The organism is Phyllobacterium sp. SB3 (assembly GCF_040009165.1).
Lineage (GTDB): Bacteria > Pseudomonadota > Alphaproteobacteria > Rhizobiales > Rhizobiaceae > Phyllobacterium.
The window spans coordinates 895750-914423 of sequence record NZ_JBDYKI010000002.1; the positions used below are offsets into that span (position 1 = coordinate 895750).

Here is an 18674-nt window from a genome sequence, read left to right on the forward strand (position 1 = left end):
GAAGCTTTCAGAGAGAGTAAAAACATGGGGGCCTTGACCTTCCAAACCCTGGCGGGCCCGACGCATTTTCCGCCTCCATGGCCTGGATTACCTTGATTGAGCATCTGCAGTTAAAAACCAGCGTTTCTTCTCCTGTAATACTGCTGCAATCCTCAAGGCGGAAACGCAGGGGCAGAAGGGTAACGGAACATGAGACTTCTATTGGTAGAGGACGAGAAGCAACTGGCGGCGGCGCTGGCTACAGCGCTCGCCAAGCATGGCATTGTCATCGACCACACAGCACATCTTGCCGACGCCTTCGAATTGACGCTTCAGAATGATTGCGATGCCATCCTTCTTGACCGGCGTTTGCCTGACGGCGAAGGGCTGACGCTCGTTCCGAAACTCAGGCGAGCAGGACGGGATATGCCGATCATCGTCCTGACGGCGCGAAATAAGCCACTGGAGCGCGTCGAGGGGCTGGATGTCGGTGCGGATGATTATCTGGGCGAACCGTTCCTGGTGGAGGAGCTTATGGCCCGACTGCGTGCCGTGCTTCGGCGACCGACAATCCTCCGGGAGCCCAGGATTGTCGCGGCAAACATGCTGATCGATCCGCTGCATTTGGACGTTACCGTCAACTCGACCAAGTTCGAAATTCCACGGCGCGAACTTCTTGTTCTCGTCGCGCTCGCCAAGCGAAAGAACAAGACTGTCCTTCGCTCGACGCTGGAAGAGGCGGTTTATAATTACGAATAAGAAATACAGTCCAATGCAATCGACGCGCACATCTCGCGACTGCGAAAAAGACTGACGGATTTCGGTTCCGGCTTAACGATTCACAATATTCGCGGCATCGGATATATTCTTAAGGAAGAATAATGAGCACCGCAGTCAAGTCGAATCCTTCTTTATGGTGGAGATTGAGCTGGCAACTCAGCCTGGTCATCGTCGTCGTTGTTGCAACGGTGATCCTGGGACTTTGTGTATGGGCAGCCACAATCATGTCACCCAACATCGCCACGGAGAACAAAGTTGGTTCTGCGATTGCACGAGCCGTAAACCGAGATAACCAAGGGTATCTGGAGCTTGATAGTACACCGGAGTTAAATGCCCTCAAGGAGCAGAACCAGGCACTTTGGTACGTAGCGGCCACAATAGACGGTGCCGCTGTCTCCCACGGCACAATTCCACCGGAATATTTGCAGATTGCGCCTCTCGTTTATCTGTTCGACGAAGCAGATATTCGAGGATCTTCCGCGACTGATGAGGTGGCGACGATCGACAGAGTTGAAACGGATGCGGGGGAGGTTCGGTTTATGTTTGGTGGCGTGGCTCACACAGGTTCGCCTGTCATCGCCATTTTAGCGAGAGCCTCCCCGATCTACCTTTCCCTGCTGGCGGTCGCTCTGCCAGCGCTCTTTCTTGCCGTTCCGCGGATAGTCGGGCGCGCGCTCGCGCGGATCAGCGACGTTACTGAACGTGCAGCACAGATCGATCCGCGCAAGCATGGAGTTCGTCTTCCTGTGGATGGTATACCCAAAGAAGTCGTTCCTCTGGTTACCGCCTTTAACGGCACACTTGCCCGTCTTGAAAGCGAGGCAAAAAACGCCAGCGCTTCTTGATCGACGCTGCGCATGAACTCAGGACACCAATCGCGATCATGCAGCTAAGGATTGATGGAATGTCAGATGGGCCGGAACGCAGCCGCATGTTGGACGACGTTGTACGTCTGGCTGACACCGCCGAGCAACTCCTCGATTTTGAGCGCAATGACCAGACCATTGAATTCAACAGCACGGTGGATCTTGTTGAAATTGCACAAACCGCGGTGGCGGACATCGCGCCACTGGCGATCGCCGGCGGTTACCGGGTCTCCTTTCACCGTGAGGTCGAAAGCCCCTCAGGACAGACCCCGTTATTCCGAGGTGGGCGACGCGTATGGTCAGGCCACGAAGTTCGCGAGTGACTTTTCGAGAATGTTGATCACTGGCAGGGAGCCGAAAATGCTGGACATTTCAGTTCCTTCGAGGCAGCGGGTAAAATCCTGGTTTGGCGGCAAGCCGAAATATGCAGCATGTGAAACCTTCGGTCGAGCCCCGGGGGTGTTGGGCGCTGTGGCAGGTAGATATGGTCTTCCGCCCCAATGGACTGACAAAACCCCGAAGCCGCCCGGAATCGAATGACGTTGGCTACTCACCCTGTCGCTGTTGCACACGCGGAAGTGTCTGAAGGGCCGAAGAAGAACATGGACATCCACGAGGACGCCCGCAAGGTTAGCGAACAGAGCAAGGCCTGGCACTATCGCGCTTTAATCTGGATCAGAAAATTCGTTAAAACTGGACTGCGTTGACAATTCAGAAAAACTGCTGTTCATTTTGTAAAGCGATTTACTAAAGCGCTTTACAAAATGGGGTTGAGCTTTGGTCAAAAGAACGATGCCAAGTCTGAAGGATGTTGCCGCGGCAGCGGGTGTTTCGGTAACGACCGTCTCGCGGTTCGTAAACGGCAGCCTTGATCTGCCCCATAACACCAAGAAGCGCATTGAAGATTCGATCGCCAGGCTCAAATACATTCCAAACCCCCATGCGCGCCGGTTGAGCAGGGGACGCTCCGATACGATTGGTCTGGTGGTGCCGGAAATCGCCAATCCATTCTTCTCGACATTCGTCGCAGCTGTGGAGCAGGCTGCCGATGAGAAAAAGCTGGCTGTTTCGCTGCATGCAACGCTCAACCGGGCCGGCCGTGAAGTCGAATATCTCCAGCTCATCGAGCGCAATCACGTCGATGGTTTGATCTTCATCACAAATCATCCCGATGACGGGGCGTTGGCCAGTCTCATCAACCGCTCCGGCAAAGTCGTGGTCGTTGATGAAGACGTGCCGGGCTCGAAAGCGCCAAAGCTTTTCTGTGACAATGATCATGGTGGATATCTTGCCGGTCTGCATCTGGCTGGTCATGGACACTGTCATGTCCTGTTTATCGGTGGAGACGAGCGCATGATCAGTGCGCGCCGCCGTTTCGCTGGCGTGGTGAGGGCCCTTCGCGAACACCATTCCGGCACGGTCCGGGTTGACCGCTACGCCGGCGAATACACCATTGATTACGGACGTCAGGCTGCGTTGCGTTTCCTTGAAGAACGCCATGAAGCGACGGCGGTTTTTGCCAGCTCGGATGAAATCGCCATCGGCATGCTCGAGGTCTTCAAGGATAGAGGCGTTTCGGTTCCGGGCGACGTGTCGATGATCGGTTTCGACGATGTCGGGCCGCTGCATCTTTTCGCGCCTCCGCTGACGGTTATCCGCCAGCCCGTCCGGCAGCTTGGCAGCCGGGCATTGGAACTGCTTCTGGAAACAAACTGGCAAGAGTGGAAACCCTCCGCTTCAGAGGAGCTTTTGCCTGTCGAAATCGTGGTGCGGAACTCCGTTGCTCCGCCAGCGAAATAACAAAAAAGCGACGGTTATAAAACAACAGAGGATGAGAACATGACCTTGAATCTAACAAGAAGAATGATGATCGCGCTGGCAGGGTTTACCATGTTGAGCTGCGCTGTTTCGGCCTCGGTGGCTCAGGAGAAAAAGACGATTGCACTGGTTCAGATCAACCAGCAGGCGCTTTTCTTCAACCAGATGAACGAGGGCGCACAGAAGGCCGCTGATGCTGCCGGTGTAAGGCTGGTGATTTTCAATTCCAACAATGAGCCCACGGCGCAGAACAGTGCTATCGAAACCTATATCCAGGAAAAGGTTTCGGGACTTGCTGTTGTCGCCATCGACGTGAATGGCCTGATGCCTGCAGTCAAGCAGGCAGCGGATGCAGGTATTCCGGTTGTCGCTATCGATGCCATCCTGCCGGCAGGGCCGCAAAAGGCACAGATCGGCGTGGACAATGCGACGGCTGGCGCGGACATGGGCAAGTTCTTCCTTGATTACGTCAAAACAAATATGGACGGCAAGGCGAAGATCGGTGTCGTCGGCGCCTTGAACTCTTACATTCAGAACGTCCGTCAGGAAGGTTTTGAAAAGACGATCAAGGGTGTCGAGGGTATTCAGATTGCCGGGGTAGTCGATGGACAGAATGTTCAGGACAACGCGCTTTCGGCAGCGGAAAACCTTATCACCGGCAATCCTGACCTGACGGCGATATACGCGACAGGCGAACCGGCGCTCATGGGTGCCATCGCTGCTGTTCAAAGTCAGGGCAAACAGGACACGGTCAAGGTTTTCGGCTGGGATCTGACGGCGGAAGCCATTGCGGGCATCGATGCCGGATTCGTTGCAGCCGTCATCCAGCAAGACCCGTCGGCAATGGGTGCGGCAGCTGTCGATGCCTTGCAGAAGGTGGCCGCAGGTGAGGCTGTTGACCAGAACATTTCCGTGCCGATCACCATCGTGACAAGAGCCAATGTCGATCCATACCGGGCTGTCTTCAAATGAACCGGAACGGCCGGCAGGCAGCGGCTGCCGTTCACTCCGGAGGGGTTATTCCCTCCGGAGACGGAACGAGCGGCAATACAGACCCCAACCCGCGCGTCTCGCTGCGCGGTATCCGTAAATCTTTCGGTTCGCATCAGGCTTTGCGCGGTGTTGATCTCGACATCTTTCCGGGTGAATGCCTTGGCCTGGTCGGCGACAATGCAGCAGGAAAATCCACGCTGACCAAGATCATCTCGGGAACCTATATCCCCGATGGCGGCACGATGACGATCGAAGGCGAGGCGGTTCGTCTGTCCGGTCCGGCCGATGCACGCAACCGCCACATCGAAATGGTGTTTCAGGACCTCAGCCTCTGCGATCAGATTGATGTTGTCGGCAATCTCTTTCTGGGCCGCGAACTCAGCAAGGGCATGTTTCTCGACAGCAAGAAGATGCTGATCGAAGCACGCGCGATGCTGGACTCTCTGGAGATCAGAATTCCAAAACTTACAGGTAAAGTAGCGCAACTCTCCGGCGGGCAGCGCCAGGCCATTGCCATTGCCCGCGCCGCATCGTTCAAGCCCAGGGTCCTGATCATGGACGAACCTACATCGGCACTTGCGGTTGCCGAGGTGGAAGCGGTGCTGGCATTGATCAACCGGGTCAAGGCGCAAGGCGTCTCGGTCATTCTCGTTACGCACCGTCTTCAGGACCTCTTTCGGGTCTGTGACCGGATTGCCGTCATGTACGAAGGTACAAAGGTTGCCGAGCGTCAGATCGGCGGCACCTCTCTTGAGGACCTGGTGAAGCTTATTGTCGGTGAGGGAGCCAGACAATGACTGTTTATACAGAGCGTGGCCAGGGGTCGCGCATTGCAGATTTCTTCGGCGAACATGCGCAGGTTCTCTCGATTGCCATTTTCTTTGCCGCCTGCATGATATTCTTTTCAATCGGCAGCGAGACGTTTCTCACGTCCGGTAACATTCTCAATATTGTCCGGCAGGCCGCACCGATCCTGATCGTCGCCATCGCCATGACTTTCGTGATCATCACCGGCGGCATCGATCTTTCCGTTGGTTCTCAGGTTGCGCTGATCAATGCAGTTGCTGCTGTTGTGATGGCTATGGGATTTCCGTGGCCGCTCGTGGTGGTTGCAATGATCGTGTTGGGCGGTGGTCTCGGATTTGCGCAAGGCTGGTTCATTGCCTATCAGGGTATCCCGGCCTTTATCGTCACGTTGGCGGGACTGTCGGTTCTGCGTGGCTTTGCACTTTATCTCACGCAGGGTTATTCCATCCCCATTCAGGATGCGCCGGGCTTCTTTGCCCTGGGGCGGGGTGTCGTCGCCGGGTTTCCGGTGCCTGCAATCATTGCGGTGATAGTCTCCTTTCTTGGCTATGTGGCGATCCGGTCGACAAAATACGGGCGTCAGGTTGTGGCCGTGGGCTCCAACATGGAAGCCGCCCGTCGTGTCGGCATGCCTGCCAAATGGATCATAGCATCGGTGTACATCATCTCCGGCGTGGCATGTGCGGTCGCGGGCCTGCTGATTGCAGCCCGGCTGGGTTCCGGCTCATCCAATGCAGCTGTCGGTTTTGAACTGCAAGTGATCGCCGCTGTCGTTCTCGGGGGAACTTCCCTGATGGGTGGACGAGGGACAATCATAGGCACAGTGCTTGGAACGCTCACTATTGCTGTCATTGGCAACGGGTTGATCCTGATGCACATCTCGCCATTTTTCACCCAGATCGTTACCGGCGCAATTATCCTTGTAGCCATCTGGCTGAACACCCGGATATTCACAGCGAACTTCCGGTTCGGCAGGAAAGGCTGACTTCCATGAGCAATGATCTCTCCGAAGCTCATGTCCATTCCGGCAAGGTGATGACTGTCAACGGGCCGATGGCAGCGGAGGAACTTGGCATCACCCTGATGCACGAGCACATCCTGAATGACTGCCGCTGCTGGTGGCATGCGCCAAAGACGCCGGAACGCCAGTATCTTGCAGGCGGTTTTGTCTGCATCGAGATACTGGGCGAGCTTAAGCAGGACCCCTTTGTCAACAAGCATAACATCACGCTTGACGATGAACCCCTGGCGGTGACGGAGCTGAAGGCTTTTGCTCTGGAGGGCGGGCAGACAGTTGTGGAGCCAACTTGCCGTGGCATTGGCCGGAACCCGCTTGCCCTGAAGCGTATTGCCAGGGCATCGGGCCTCAATATCGTGATGGGAGCCGGATATTATCTCGGCTCCTCGCACCCTGCCGAAGTCGCTGCAATGACCGTCGGGGATATAGCGACGGAAATTGTCCGCGAGGCAGTACAAGGAGTTGATGGCACTGACGTCAGGATTGGCCTTATTGGTGAAATCGGCGTTTCGTCGGATTTTACCGCCGAAGAAGAGAAATCACTTCGCGGCGCTGCCCAGGCACAGGTGCGAACCGGCTTGCCACTGATGGTTCACCTGCCTGGCTGGTTCCGGCTGGGCCACCGCATCCTCGATATCATTGCACAGGAGGGTGCGAACCTGCGGCATACGGTTCTGTGCCACATGAACCCTTCCCATGACGATTTTGCCTATCAGAGCGAACTCGCCGCACGCGGCGCTTTCCTCGAATATGACATGATCGGCATGGACTTTTTCTATGCCGACCAGCAGGTCCAGTGCCCGAGCGATGAAGAGGCAGCCCGGGCCATTGTCCGCCTCGCACATGCCGGCCATATCGACCGAGTGCTCCTCTCGCATGATGTTTTCCTGAAGATGATGCTGACCCGTTACGGCGGCAATGGCTATGCCTATGTCTTGCGTCATTTTCTGCCGAGGTTGCAACGCCACGGTCTGGATAAAGCGGCTCTCGATCAAATGATGCGAGCCAACCCCCGTTCAGTTTTTCACGCAGGTGTTTAACGCAAGTCGCCTGCCCGGATTTTTGGATAGACCCGGACATTTTAGGAAAGAATGGTAAGACGATGACAAAGAAAGTACTGCTCGTTGGCGAGAGCTGGGTTAGTTCCGCAACGCATTACAAAGGTTTCGATCAGTTCGGCAGCGTTACCTTTCACCTTGGTGCCGAACCATTGGTCAATGCGCTAGCGGGTAGCGATTTCGAACTGACCTACATGCCCGCGCATGAGGCGGTCGAGAAATTCCCCTTCGAAATGGCCGGTCTGGATGTTTATGACGTCATCATCCTTTCCGATATAGGTGCAAACTCTCTGCTGCTGCCACCCGATGTCTGGCTGCATTCCCGTACCGTCCCCAACCGCCTCAAGCTGATCAAGGTCTGGGTCGAAAAAGGCGGATCGCTTCTGATGGTCGGCGGATACTTCTCGTTTCAGGGCATTGACGGGAAAGCCCGCTGGCGCCGCACTGCGGTGGAGGATGTTCTCCCCGTAACCTGCCTTCCTTACGATGACCGCGTCGAGATACCGGAAGGAACGACGCCGAAGATCGAGCTGCCGGATCACCCTGTCATGGCCGGGCTTGATGGCGAATGGCCGTTGCTTCTTGGTGTCAATGAGGTCGAACCTCGCGAACGTGATGATGTCGAGGTCATCGCGCGCCTGCCTGACGATCAGGGAGGACACCCGCTTCTGGTTCTTGGACGTTCCGGCAAGGGCAAGACGGCGGCATGGACGTCGGACATCGGTCCGCACTGGCTGTCGCCTGCATTCTGCGAGTGGGAAGGCTATGGCAAGCTTTGGAAAAACATTCTCGGCTGGCTGACGCGCGACTGAAGGCGGGCATCCGGGACGACCGGCAACACGGTATGAAATCTTCTTGAAAGGGAAAAACATGCAAGCAATATCGGATCGTGAATCCAATGCTGTGCAGGAAATATTCGGTACCAACAAGGTGCTCATCGGAATGATTCACTGCCCGGCATTTCCCGGTTCTCCCAGATACAGGGGAGCCGATATGAACACGATCTACGATGCCTGCATGCGTGATGCCGAAGCCTGCATAGAGGGTGGTTTGCATGGTCTGGTCATCGAGAACCATGGCGACATACCGTTTTCGAAACCGGACGATATCGGTCCTGAAACAACAGGTTTCATGTCCGTGGTGACGGATCGCATCGCAAGAGCCATCGGCGTTCCGCTTGGTATAAACGTTCTCGCCAATGCGCCGATCCCGGCATTCGCCATTGCCATGGCTGGCGGGGCCAAATTCATCCGCGTCAACCAATGGGCCAATGCCTATGTGGCAAATGAAGGGTTCATGGAAGGACGCGCCGCCGAAGCCATGCGTTACCGGTCCCTGCTGCGTGCAGAGCACATCAGGGTATTTGCTGACAGCCATGTCAAACATGGCAGCCACGCTATTGTTGCTGACCGGACCATCGAGGAACTGACCCGTGACCTGGCCTTCTTCGATGCAGATGGCGTGATTGCTACAGGTCAACGCACAGGCAACAGTGCAACCATGGAAGAGATCGACGAAATCGGCTCTGCCACGCATCTTCCGCTGCTTGTAGGGTCGGGCGTCACCAGGGACAACATCCTGGATATCCTTGGCCGCACCAATGGCGTCATTGTTGCCTCGTCGCTCAAATATGACGGTGTCTGGTGGAACGCGGTGGACATTGATCGCGTAAAGGCATTCCGCAAGTCGGCGGAAGCAGGTTTGGAGCACTGATCCGATGGCAGCCGAGACCCTCTCCGAGCGTATTCTCCGCGAAAATGCATGTATTCTTCAAGCCATGGTCAATCATCGGTTTGTCAAGGATATCAAGAGCGATGCATTGGGCAAGGCTGTATTCGATCGCTACCTCGTTTACGAAGCGGCTTTTGTCGACACGGCAATTTCCATCTTCGCTTTGGCGGTGGCAAAAGCGAAGAATATCAAGCAGAAGCGTTGGCTCGCCGCTGTCGTTGTTGCACTCGCAAACGGCCAGATGACCTATTTCGAACGGACCTTTGCCAGCCGTGGTATCGATCCATCATCGTTCGATACCGACACTTCGGCCGTCAGAAACTTTTGTTCAGGTATGCTGGACGTCGCCAATGAAGGTGAGTTCCTCGACATTGTTGCAGCGATGTTTGCGGCAGAATGGATGTACTGGACATGGTCGAAGGAAGCATCGTCCTGCCACATCAGCGATCCACTGTTGAAGGAATGGGTTGCAATGCATGTGGATCAGGCATTTGCGGATCAGGCCATGTGGCTCAAGGACCAGCTCGATATCGCAGGCGAGCAGGGGCTTCATGAAGACTTATGCGCCCGGCTAAGCAGTATCTTTGGTCACGCCATGCAGCTTGAGATTCATTTTCATGATGCGCCATATCTCTGACTTCAAGGAAGTAACTGCATGCGCGCTTATGTAATCGGCAATATTGCAATGGATGAAACGATTATTGTCAATGAACTTCCGATATCCGGAGCTTCGATCCTCGGGCATGTGGGTACGCACGATCTGGGAGGGAAGGGAACAAACCAGGCCGTGGTAATGGCGCGCTGCGGCATTCCCACGATACTGGTGGCTCCGGTGGGGCAGGACTCGAGAGCCGATACGATTCGCCGGCATCTTCGTGACGAACCCCTCACCAGCGAGCTTATCGGGATCGAGGGAATATCGAGCGACATTTCCCTTATTTTCCGCTTGCCGGGTGGAGAAAACGCCATTGTTACGACGACAGATGCTGCCCGCAATTTGCACCCTCTCCACGTTGCCCCTGTTCTGCGAGGCGCTGAACCAGGTGATCTTGTGATCCTGCAAGGAAATCTTTCCCATGAGACTACTCTCGAGATGTTGCAGTTGGCCAGATCGCTGGGCATGACCACAGCGTTCAATCCATCGCCGCAGCGGCCATTTTTTGCCGATTTCTGGCCGCTGGTCGATATCGTGTTCCTCAATCGCGGAGAAGCGCAGGCCATGACAGGCGCACAAGGCGAAGCTGCCGCCGGATATCTGCTGCAAAAGGGCATTCAGGACGTTGTTCTCACGCTCGGGGAAAAAGGTGCCATGCTGGTGAACAGCCGGGAGTTGATCACAGTTGCAGCCTCCGCCGGTGCAGTCGTCGATACAACGGGTGCCGGCGATACATTTATGTCCGTTGCCTTGGCCTCATCGCTGAAGCGTGGTTGCCTGCTTGACCGGATGGCTCTCGAACATGCGGCTCAAGCAGCAGCGATTACCGTGTCCAGGGTTGGCACACGCTCTGCGTTTCCTACACCGTTGGAACTTGAAACAATAGGTATTTGATTAGCTAACGGACTCCAGCGGAAACCAATTCGAGATCTCCCGTTCAAAATAACGGCCGCCGCGTACGGACTACGCACTGACCTCGCTTCGACGCAGTCTGGCCATTGCGATTGTCCCGCTGTGGATCCTGGGGACTCAGAACATGGCGTAAATGGAAAACATCTTGCGAGCGCAACGCTTTGCCCCGAACTTTCCGAGCAAGCGCCGCTGCTGCCAGCGCCAAGGGCGGCCTTGCCGGATTATTGTTCGCCAGACAGCATTCACTTCGCTCCGGAATGCGAGGATGAAGTCTGTCACATTCGGAATTGTTCTTTTTGGCGGGCGTCGAACGTCATTGCAGACATTTCGGCGACAATCGAAAACACCCGATGTGCACCTGTTATCGGCCTTTTCAAAGGAAGAGTTGCCAGTGGGTCTTAAGTTTGGGACGCGCCGGTAACGGCCAATTTCCTTCGCACTTCTTGCTAAAGCTCATTAAGAATTACCATGATCCAGCTCACCTGTGAGAGGGTGGCTATCAGGAATTTATGGGGCCGCCGGGAGAGACGGCCCACGATTATCATCATGCAGTCATAAGGCCTCCACCAGATTTTGCATTCATGATCCAAGGCATGACAGAAGCGGGGTCCTCAAGTATCTTTGCCTTGCGCGCAAAGCCTTCAAATGCTGAATGAGCCACACTCAGCGGTTTATGGCCGCCGAATGCTTCGCAACAGGTGCGCCAGGCTGTTTCATGAATAAGGTCGCGATGGGCTTCGGGCCAATTGTCCAGAAATTCAATCGCATCATCAAGCGCTGCGATTTCGCGAACAATTCGCGATCCATCTTTTACGAAGATGGGGCTTTCAAAATATGAGTTCATCAAGTCCTCCAGATGGTGAACACCGTAAGTTCAGTTGGGTTGCATATATATCATCGCGGCCCTTACCACCAATATCTGGCAATTCGCCGCCTGCTCGCTGATCATCGGCCTTGGATCGGCTGCCGGCTTTTCGCCGCTTATATCCGACCTCTCGCTTTGGTTTAACAAGCACCGGTCGCTCGCGGTCGCCTTTGCGGCTTCGGGAAGCTATCTTTCGGGCGCGGTTTGGCCAATGGCTATCGAGCATTTCCAGACGACCCAAGGCTGGCGCGCCACCCATGTCGGAATCGCCATTTTCGTCCCTCTGATGTCCATAGAACCGCAACTCAAGAATATCGCCAGCTCGTTTAACCAAGAATAATGTGATAATGCTCAGAACGTCATTGCCGGCGTTTCTCCGGCTAATTTCGGTGCCTCGTTGAATTTAGAGTGCCCGACCGCTTTCACTGTCAAACACATGGACAAGATCTGAATCAATTGTGACCGCAAAAGGCGAACCCACACGCACCGCAATATCTCCATTCACCAAGGCAGTCACCTGATTTGCAGCCATATCGAAAAGCACATGGGTTTGCGCTCCGGTCGGTTCCACGAGCAGCGTCTGGCCGCGCAAGATGCTGCCACTGCCGGCCAGGGACAAGTGCTCAGGTCTCAGACCCACTTTGACGGCTTGCCCCCGCTTTATATGCTTTCCGGCGCCAACGCTTATTGCCGTCCCGTTGCTCAAACGAACGCTCGGCGTGCCTTCAGCACCCTCCACCACACCCTCCAGGATGTTCATGGAAGGCGAACCAATGAAGCCTGCAACGAAAAGATTGGTGGGATTGCGATAAAGTTCGATCGGAGCGCCTTGCTGTTCGATACGTCCATGATTGAGGACGACGATCCTGTCTGCCAAAGTCATGGCTTCAATCTGGTCATGAGTGACGTAAACCGATGTGGTTTGCACCTTTTGGTGCAATGATTTGATTTCCGAGCGCATCTGTACGCGCAGTTTTGCGTCGAGATTGGAAAGCGGTTCGTCAAACAGGAAAACCGCCGGGTTGCGCACGACAGCACGGCCCATGGCAACACGTTGGCGTTGTCCGCCGGAAAGCTGGGACGGTTTGCGATCAAGCAGGTTTGTCAAGTCGAGCATGCGCGCGGCTTCGGTAACCCGCTTGTCGATCATAGCTGTGGACTCGCCGGACATTTTGAGATTGAAACCGATATTCTGGGCCACCGTCATATGCGGATAGAGCGCGTACGACTGAAACACCATGGCGATATTGCGCTCGCGAGGTGTCAGGCCATTCACAGTCTTGCCGTCAATCAGGACATCTCCGCTTGTGATCTCTTCAAGCCCGGCAATCATTCGAAGAAGTGTGGACTTGCCACATCCGGAAGGGCCGACCAGCGCGATGAATTCGCGATCGCATATTGAAAGCGTAAGGTCATGAATGACATCCAGAGTACCGTAGGCTTTTCTGACATTGTGCAATTCAACGGATGCCATGAGCGTTGCTCCAACGAATTTCTATCATGATTTGACAGCCCCGGCAGTGAGGCCGGCGATAATATGCTTCTGGGCAATAAAAAAGACGATGATGGTGGGAAGGATTGTGAGGGTAATGAATGCCAGAGCAAGCTGCCAGTTCGTGCCGTATTCGCCCCGGTAGACCATGATCCCGAGGGGCCATGTGTATTTGCTTTCAGAATTCAGCATGATCAGTGGCAGAATATAGCTGTTCCAGCTACCAACGAACGAAATGATCCCGACAGTGGCGATCATCGGCCGGGCGAGGGGAAGCGAAATGTACCAGAAGAAGCGAATGTAGCCGCAGCCATCGACAAAAGCCGCCTGAAACAATTCGTCCGGCAGATTGCGGAAATAGTTGCGGAACAAAAGAATGCTCATGCCAAGTCCAAAAGCGACCTGGGGCAGGACGACACCCCAATAAGAATCCAGTAATCCAAGGTCGCGTATACGGATGAACAGGGGCAGGATCGCGGTCGCCGCCGGAAACATCAGACCGATCAGAAAGTAATTGAGCAGAAAGCCGGATCCGAAGAATCGGATATGGGCGAAGGTGAAGGCCGCCATGGCCGAGACAACAAGCGTCAGAAAAACGGTCAATGCAGCAATGATCAAGGAATTGACCATCTGGCGCCAATAACGATCACCGAACAGGATATCGGTATAGTTCGACCAATGCCACGTCGATGGAAGGCCAAACGGATTGGTGCGGAGTTCTCCGAGAGATTTAAACCCGCCAAGCGCTGTCGTGAGCAACGGGATCAGAACCAATACCGCAATGATCGACAATGCCACATAAAGATAAAGCTTGGTCGCGGGGGTTGGATGCATGGCGGAATTAGGATCAGTCATTGCGCATAAAAATCCGTTTGTAGCCAAAGGCAAGGGTGACACAAATGACGAATAGAACGACGCCGACTGCACTGCCCAGCCCGACCTGCATGCGGGTTACACCATAGGTATAAAGGAAGGTCACCATGGTTTGCGTCGAGTTGGATGGCCCTCCCGCGGTAAGTGGCATGATCATGTCGAACAGCTGCAACGAACCGATCACCGCAAAAAAGATCGAAAGACGCACAGTAGAGCCAAGGAGTGGCAAGGTAATGTGCCGGAACTTTTGCCAGCCGGTTGCTCCATCTATCTCGGCAGCCTCGAGTATACTCTTGTCTATGGACTGGAGGCCTGCGATGAATAGCATCATGTGGAAGCCGAAATACTTCCAGACAACCACGGCGAGCACTGCATATATCGCGAGATCGCGGTCTGCGAGCACATAAGGTGTTGCTATACCCAGAAACGCCGACAATGCGGCAAACAACCCGTAATCGCCATCATAGACAAAGCGCCAGATAAGGCCTGCTGCCACGTCAGCCAGCACGTAGGGCAGGAAAAAGATGAGGCGGAAGACCACCACGCCGGCAATGCGATGGGCCAGCATCATGGCCAACCAGATTGCCAAAGGTATCTGGATCAATATTGAAACCAGAATGATCGTGCCATTGTTCCACAGGGCTTGCGTGAAGGCAGCATTGTTGAACAGAACCTGGAAATTGCGCAAACCGACATATTGCTGGGGAGAGCCATATCCGTTCCAGCGGTAAAGGCTATACCATGCGGCTTCCCCCATCGGTAAAATAACGAAGATGGTAAAAAGCAGGATCGCGGGCGGCAAAAACAACAGGAGGACGGGAAGGCGCCCACGGGCCAGTGGACTCATGGACCTTACAGTCCTGGCTCGTCCCGCCGAGGGCAACAGTGTTGATGGGGCACTCAATTCAGTCATACTCATCCTACCTGGCACTTCTGCTCCGTCATGCTGCGACCAACAGCAGGTGCTGAATCAGAACTTCTCCAGTTCGAACGCGTCCTGAATCGTCTGGGCGCCTTCTTGCGACGTCATCTGACCGGACGTGATTTCAACGGCAACATCATTGACAACACGACCAACCGAGGGTCCGAGGTCCTGATCGAAGAAATTTTGATGCCAGGTCGAGGCGCCGAGCTGCTCGGCTGATTGCCGCACGAGTGGGTTGACAACGCCGTCTTCCGCTCCAACAGCCACAGGAATGAGCATCCCCGCCCTGGCCATAACGCGCTCATTGTCGGCATTGGTCAGGTAAGCCAGAAAGTCGAGGGCTTCGGGTGGTGCATCTTTTGATACAGCCCAGCCATTGAGACCGCCCAGGGTGTCGGTTGCCGCACCAGCCCCGCCTTCAACGACCGGAAAGGCGAAGCGACCGATGTTTTCGGGGGCCAGACCTTTGCCATCGCCTGCATTGTTGCGCTGGTTGGCATCTGTATTTTCAAAACCGAGGATGATCGCGGCCTTGCCATCACCAAACAGGCCCAGTGCCTGAGGCCAGGTAGTGCCGAGATAGCCGGGTTGGAACGGCTCCAGCGCGCCAAGTTCCGCAAGCTGTTCGCCAGCTTTGATGATGGCCGGATCGAGAAATCCATTTCCCTCGCCGTTCTTGGCGGCAGTAAACACTTCTTTGCCCCCGTCACGCATGACGAGATAACTCCAATAAAAGTGCAGGGGCCATTTTTCGCCACCGCCACCGGCAATGGGGACGATGCCAGCGGCCTTGATTTTCTTTGCAGCATCCAGGAGGTTATTCCAGGTCTTGATGGCTGCGGCATCAATTCCTGCTTTAGCGAAAAGTCCCTTATTATAGAAGAAACTGACGGTGCCCATCTTCATGGGAACAGCCCATATCTTGTCGTTGAAGGTGAGGCCCTGAACGGCGGCGGGGTTATAGGATTTCTCCCAGGCCCTGTCCTCAGCTTTCATGGCGGCCGTCAAATCCATGAGGGCACCGGTTTCTGCCTGTTGCTTCAACACACCGCCACCCCAGGTGTAGAAAATATGCGGCGCATCAGGCGACTGGAGCAAGGTAGGAAGTTTTGCCTTGAACGCTTCATTTTCCAGAAACTGCATCTGGATGTCAACGTTGGGATGATCGGCTTCATATTTCTTGGCAATATCATCCCAGATAGCAACATATCGTGGATCTACTTCCAAATGGAGCCACTTGACAACTGTTTGAGCATTTGCGGCGGCGGTGCACAGCATCAGTGCCAATCCAGCCGCTACTGTTCGCATAGCTATGCGATCGCCCTTGAAGGCGAGGCGCGTTATCGTGTTCATAATCTCTCCTCCCGAGAAATTAAATAATTTTTCCGCAACGCGGATTAATTCAAAGGAATAATCACACGATGTCAACCAAAATTTATGTTTACGGGCTTAATTTGCTTGACACAGAGTGGATGCCGCCTGCTATTTATTCCGCATCCCGGCTAAAATATCGCCGAATACTTCCTTAACTGCCTGGTATGTTTTATGAAAACCGCAGACCCAGAACTTATGCGAGCAATCAATCGCTTCACCATATTGGACACGATTCGCCGCTATGGGCCGATATCCCGGATAGAAATCAGCGAAAGAAGCGAGTTGTCAACGACGACAGTGTCGGCGATCACAGCCTCGCTGCTTGATGACGGGCTCATTTTGACGCGTCATGAAGGGGATTTGCGCGACGCCGCTGTTCGTGGCCGGCCAAGGGTGATGCTTGAGCTCAATCCGGACGCCGCGCGGGTCGTAGGAGCCAAGATTGCGTCGAACCGGATGACGTTCGTTGTGACGAATTTCAAGGGTGAGGTGTGTTCGACACTGACACTCGACCTGCGGGTTGACCGGCAACCAATCGCCGTGATTGCCGATCTGATAGAGGATGGCGTGCGGCGATGCGTTGTTGATGCCGGTCTGTCGCTCGATGAAATTGATTGCGTGTGTATAGGCTTGCCCGGTGTCATCGAGCATCGTACCGGCCGTGTGCTGACGAGCCAGGTGTTTCGGGATACGGAAGTCGACTTCGCCGACGAGATGACAGAGCGCCTGCGAACGACGACGATCATCGAAAGTGATGCCCACGCCATAACGCTTGCTCATCACTGGTTCGGTAAGGCACGCGATCTGGACGATATGGTTTTGGTATCGCTGGAGCGCACGCTCGGCCTCGGCGTGCTGCACGACGGGCAGTTGTTCCGAGGGGCCGGAGGCTTGAATCATAACCTTGGTGATCTTGTCCTCGGTATTGGTTCCGAGGGACCGGTGCGTTTGTCAAGCAAGGCTGGCGAAAGTGCCATTCTGGGGGTGCACCCGGCGGCAAGCCGCTTTGCCGAGGCGATTCAACTGGGCCGCGGAATGCACCATGCTCAAAGTCTCATTGAAGCCGAAGACAATGCTCTTGTGTGTGCCGCAGCGAACGCAGGTGAGGCGGTGGGAATAGCGCTCGCCAATATCGTGACGCTGTTCGCTCCGCCGCGCATCATCGTGGTCGGATCGAGCCTCGCGCTGGGCAAACCTTTTCTTGAAAGAATGAGCACCGCTTACGCTCAAGCAATTCCGCCATCGCTCAAAGATGTCGCTGAACTGGTCTTCGATCATTCGACGGATGAGATTTGGGCGCAGGGTGCTGCTGTTGTCGCTCTGTGCGAACTTTATGAATCACCCTGGGGAACAACAGGCCCTGCACAGGGACTTTGATTGTCTCTGCTCACATGTGTATTCGGGAGGAAACTGAATGAAACCTATCGGTATCGGCATTATCGGCTGCGGTAATATTTCGGGTGCCTATTTGAAAGCGATGGCGTCTTTTCCGATCTTGAATGTTGTTGGGCTCGCCGATCTCAACGAAGACCTGGCGCGCGCCAGAGGAGCGGAGTTCAACATACCCGCCACAAACGTCAGTGCGTTGTTGGCTGCTCCCGATATTGAGATCATTGTCAATCTGACCGTTCCAAAAGCTCATGTTGCTGTCGGACTTCAAGCATTGGATGCGGGAAAACACACCTATTCGGAAAAGCCATTGGGCATCAATTTTGCCGATGGCAAGATGCTCGCGGAAACCGCAAAGTCAAAGAACCTGCGCATTGGTGCCGCACCCGATACGTTTCTGGGGGGGGCACACCAAACCGCGCGCGCCATTCTGGATGAGGGCGCAATCGGCCAGCCTGTCGGCGGGACAGCCACATTCATGTGTCCGGGTCATGAGCGCTGGCATCCCAATCCGGACTTTTATTATGAGGTCGGCGGCGGTCCCATGCTCGATATGGGCCCCTACTACATCACCAATCTTGTCAATCTGCTGGGGCCGGTCACTCAGGTTGCCGGGTTTGCATTCGCACCTCACAACGAACGCATCATCAGCAGTGAGCCGCGCAAAGGCGAACGTATCCCTGTAGACGTGCCGACGCACGTGGCTGGCGTTCTGGCCTTCGCCAATGGTGCAATTGTGCAAATCGGGATGAGTTTCGACGTTGTCGGCCACAAACACGTGCCACTCGAAATCTATGGTACAGAAGGAACGCTGATCGTTCCGGACCCCAACCATTTCGGCGGGCAGATTGAATATCTGCAAAAGGGCGGAGCATTCGAGAGCAGGGATACGCGCTATCCTTACTCGGAGGGAAATTACCGGTCGCTGGGAGTGGCGGATATGGCGCATGCTATCCGGTCCAACCGGCAACACAGGGCAAACGGGTCTCTGGCGTTGCATGTTCTGGAAGTCATGGAAGCATTTGAAACCGCTTCGCAATCGGCTCGAACGGTAACGATCACGACAACAACCGAGCGCCCTGCGCCACTGGCCGATTCATTGATCGAGGGGCGGATCGGGATTTAGAGTTTCAGGAGGA

The 18674-nt window shown here is 54.9% G+C and carries 18 protein-coding genes and 3 pseudogenes; 16 read left to right on the top strand and 5 right to left on the bottom strand.

All coding sequences use genetic code 11. The features are described from left to right. The first annotated feature begins 189 nt into the window (after positions 1-189). From ABKW30_RS10765 to ABKW30_RS10825, 13 genes and pseudogenes are all read left to right on the top strand, one after another. Positions 190-861: pseudogene (locus ABKW30_RS10765) on the top strand (response regulator transcription factor). Next, positions 861-1876, top strand: a pseudogene (locus tag ABKW30_RS10770) (histidine kinase dimerization/phospho-acceptor domain-containing protein); the annotation flags it as partial. The pseudogenes ABKW30_RS10765 and ABKW30_RS10770, both read left to right, overlap by 1 nt. After that, positions 1860-2165 (top strand): annotated as a pseudogene (locus tag ABKW30_RS10775) (DUF3313 domain-containing protein); the annotation flags it as partial. The pseudogenes ABKW30_RS10770 and ABKW30_RS10775, both read left to right, overlap by 17 nt. Beyond that, positions 2162-2332: a hypothetical protein gene (locus tag ABKW30_RS10780; RefSeq protein ID WP_348598884.1), complete on the top strand. Its 171-nt coding sequence runs from the start codon at positions 2162-2164 to the stop codon at positions 2330-2332. The pseudogene ABKW30_RS10775 and the gene ABKW30_RS10780, both read left to right, overlap by 4 nt. 70 nt (positions 2333-2402) lie before the next feature. Then, positions 2403-3425 carry a LacI family DNA-binding transcriptional regulator gene (locus ABKW30_RS10785; protein WP_348598885.1) on the top strand — a complete coding sequence of 341 codons (1023 nt, stop codon included), beginning with the start codon at positions 2403-2405 and terminating at the stop codon, positions 3423-3425. A gap of 39 nt (positions 3426-3464) precedes the next feature. Continuing rightward, positions 3465-4415, top strand: coding sequence for a substrate-binding domain-containing protein (locus ABKW30_RS10790; RefSeq protein ID WP_348598886.1), 951 nt, complete (start codon positions 3465-3467; stop codon positions 4413-4415). Further along, the gene (locus tag ABKW30_RS10795) at positions 4412-5233 is read left to right on the top strand and encodes an ATP-binding cassette domain-containing protein (RefSeq protein WP_348598887.1); all 822 of its coding nucleotides are present in this window, start codon (positions 4412-4414) and stop codon (positions 5231-5233) included. Before ABKW30_RS10790 ends, ABKW30_RS10795 begins: the two co-directional genes overlap by 4 nt. Then, positions 5230-6228 carry an ABC transporter permease gene (locus tag ABKW30_RS10800; RefSeq protein WP_348598888.1) on the top strand — a complete coding sequence of 333 codons (999 nt, stop codon included), beginning with the start codon at positions 5230-5232 and terminating at the stop codon, positions 6226-6228. The genes ABKW30_RS10795 and ABKW30_RS10800 overlap by 4 nt, the downstream gene beginning before the upstream one ends. A 5-nt stretch (positions 6229-6233) precedes the next feature. Next, positions 6234-7301: a phosphotriesterase-related protein gene (locus ABKW30_RS10805; RefSeq protein WP_348598889.1), complete on the top strand. Its 1068-nt coding sequence runs from the start codon at positions 6234-6236 to the stop codon at positions 7299-7301. A gap of 62 nt (positions 7302-7363) precedes the next feature. Continuing rightward, a complete protein-coding gene (locus ABKW30_RS10810) occupies positions 7364-8131 on the top strand; it encodes a glutamine amidotransferase (RefSeq protein WP_348598890.1) in 768 nt (255 codons plus the stop codon). Between the two features lie 58 nt (positions 8132-8189). Continuing rightward, positions 8190-9032, top strand: a complete 843-nt coding sequence (locus tag ABKW30_RS10815; protein ID WP_348598892.1) for a BtpA/SgcQ family protein — start codon at positions 8190-8192, stop codon at positions 9030-9032. A 4-nt stretch (positions 9033-9036) separates the two neighbouring features. Further along, positions 9037-9687, top strand: coding sequence for a TenA family protein (locus ABKW30_RS10820; RefSeq protein ID WP_348598893.1), 651 nt, complete (start codon positions 9037-9039; stop codon positions 9685-9687). Positions 9688-9705: 18 nt separating this feature from the next. Next, the gene (locus ABKW30_RS10825) at positions 9706-10599 is read left to right on the top strand and encodes a ribokinase (RefSeq protein WP_348598894.1); all 894 of its coding nucleotides are present in this window, start codon (positions 9706-9708) and stop codon (positions 10597-10599) included. 562 nt (positions 10600-11161) lie between these two features. On the opposite strand, the gene ABKW30_RS10830 is transcribed toward ABKW30_RS10825, so the two are convergent. Further along, complete coding sequence (locus ABKW30_RS10830) at positions 11162-11461, bottom strand: DUF982 domain-containing protein (protein ID WP_348598895.1); 300 nt, start codon at positions 11459-11461, stop codon at positions 11162-11164. A gap of 34 nt (positions 11462-11495) precedes the next feature. Here ABKW30_RS10830 and ABKW30_RS10835 point away from each other — a divergent pair, with 34 nt between their 5' ends. Then, the gene (locus ABKW30_RS10835) at positions 11496-11822 is read left to right on the top strand and encodes a hypothetical protein (protein ID WP_348598896.1); all 327 of its coding nucleotides are present in this window, start codon (positions 11496-11498) and stop codon (positions 11820-11822) included. Positions 11823-11885: 63 nt separating this feature from the next. Here ABKW30_RS10835 and ugpC read toward each other — a convergent pair whose 3' ends face one another. From ugpC to ABKW30_RS10855, 4 genes are read right to left on the bottom strand one after another with little or no spacing between them, the layout of a single operon-like run. Next, positions 11886-12956 carry a sn-glycerol-3-phosphate ABC transporter ATP-binding protein UgpC gene (gene ugpC, locus ABKW30_RS10840; RefSeq protein ID WP_348598897.1) on the bottom strand — a complete coding sequence of 357 codons (1071 nt, stop codon included), beginning with the start codon at positions 12954-12956 and terminating at the stop codon, positions 11886-11888. A gap of 24 nt (positions 12957-12980) precedes the next feature. Continuing rightward, the gene (locus ABKW30_RS10845) at positions 12981-13829 is read right to left on the bottom strand and encodes a carbohydrate ABC transporter permease (protein WP_348598898.1); all 849 of its coding nucleotides are present in this window, start codon (positions 13827-13829) and stop codon (positions 12981-12983) included. Next, positions 13822-14760 (bottom strand): sugar ABC transporter permease, encoded by a 939-nt coding sequence (locus ABKW30_RS10850; protein ID WP_348598900.1) that lies wholly within the window; start codon positions 14758-14760, stop codon positions 13822-13824. Before ABKW30_RS10850 ends, ABKW30_RS10845 begins: the two co-directional genes overlap by 8 nt. A gap of 57 nt (positions 14761-14817) precedes the next feature. Next, on the bottom strand, positions 14818-16125 hold the full coding sequence (locus ABKW30_RS10855) for an extracellular solute-binding protein (protein WP_348598901.1): 1308 nt from the start codon (positions 16123-16125) through the stop codon (positions 14818-14820). A gap of 192 nt (positions 16126-16317) precedes the next feature. Between ABKW30_RS10855 and ABKW30_RS10860 the strand changes: the two genes are divergently transcribed. Continuing rightward, the gene (locus tag ABKW30_RS10860; protein WP_348598902.1) at positions 16318-17523 is read left to right on the top strand and encodes an ROK family transcriptional regulator; all 1206 of its coding nucleotides are present in this window, start codon (positions 16318-16320) and stop codon (positions 17521-17523) included. A gap of 37 nt (positions 17524-17560) precedes the next feature. Next, complete coding sequence (locus tag ABKW30_RS10865) at positions 17561-18661, top strand: Gfo/Idh/MocA family oxidoreductase (RefSeq protein ID WP_348598903.1); 1101 nt, start codon at positions 17561-17563, stop codon at positions 18659-18661. Positions 18662-18674 lie beyond the last annotated feature (13 nt).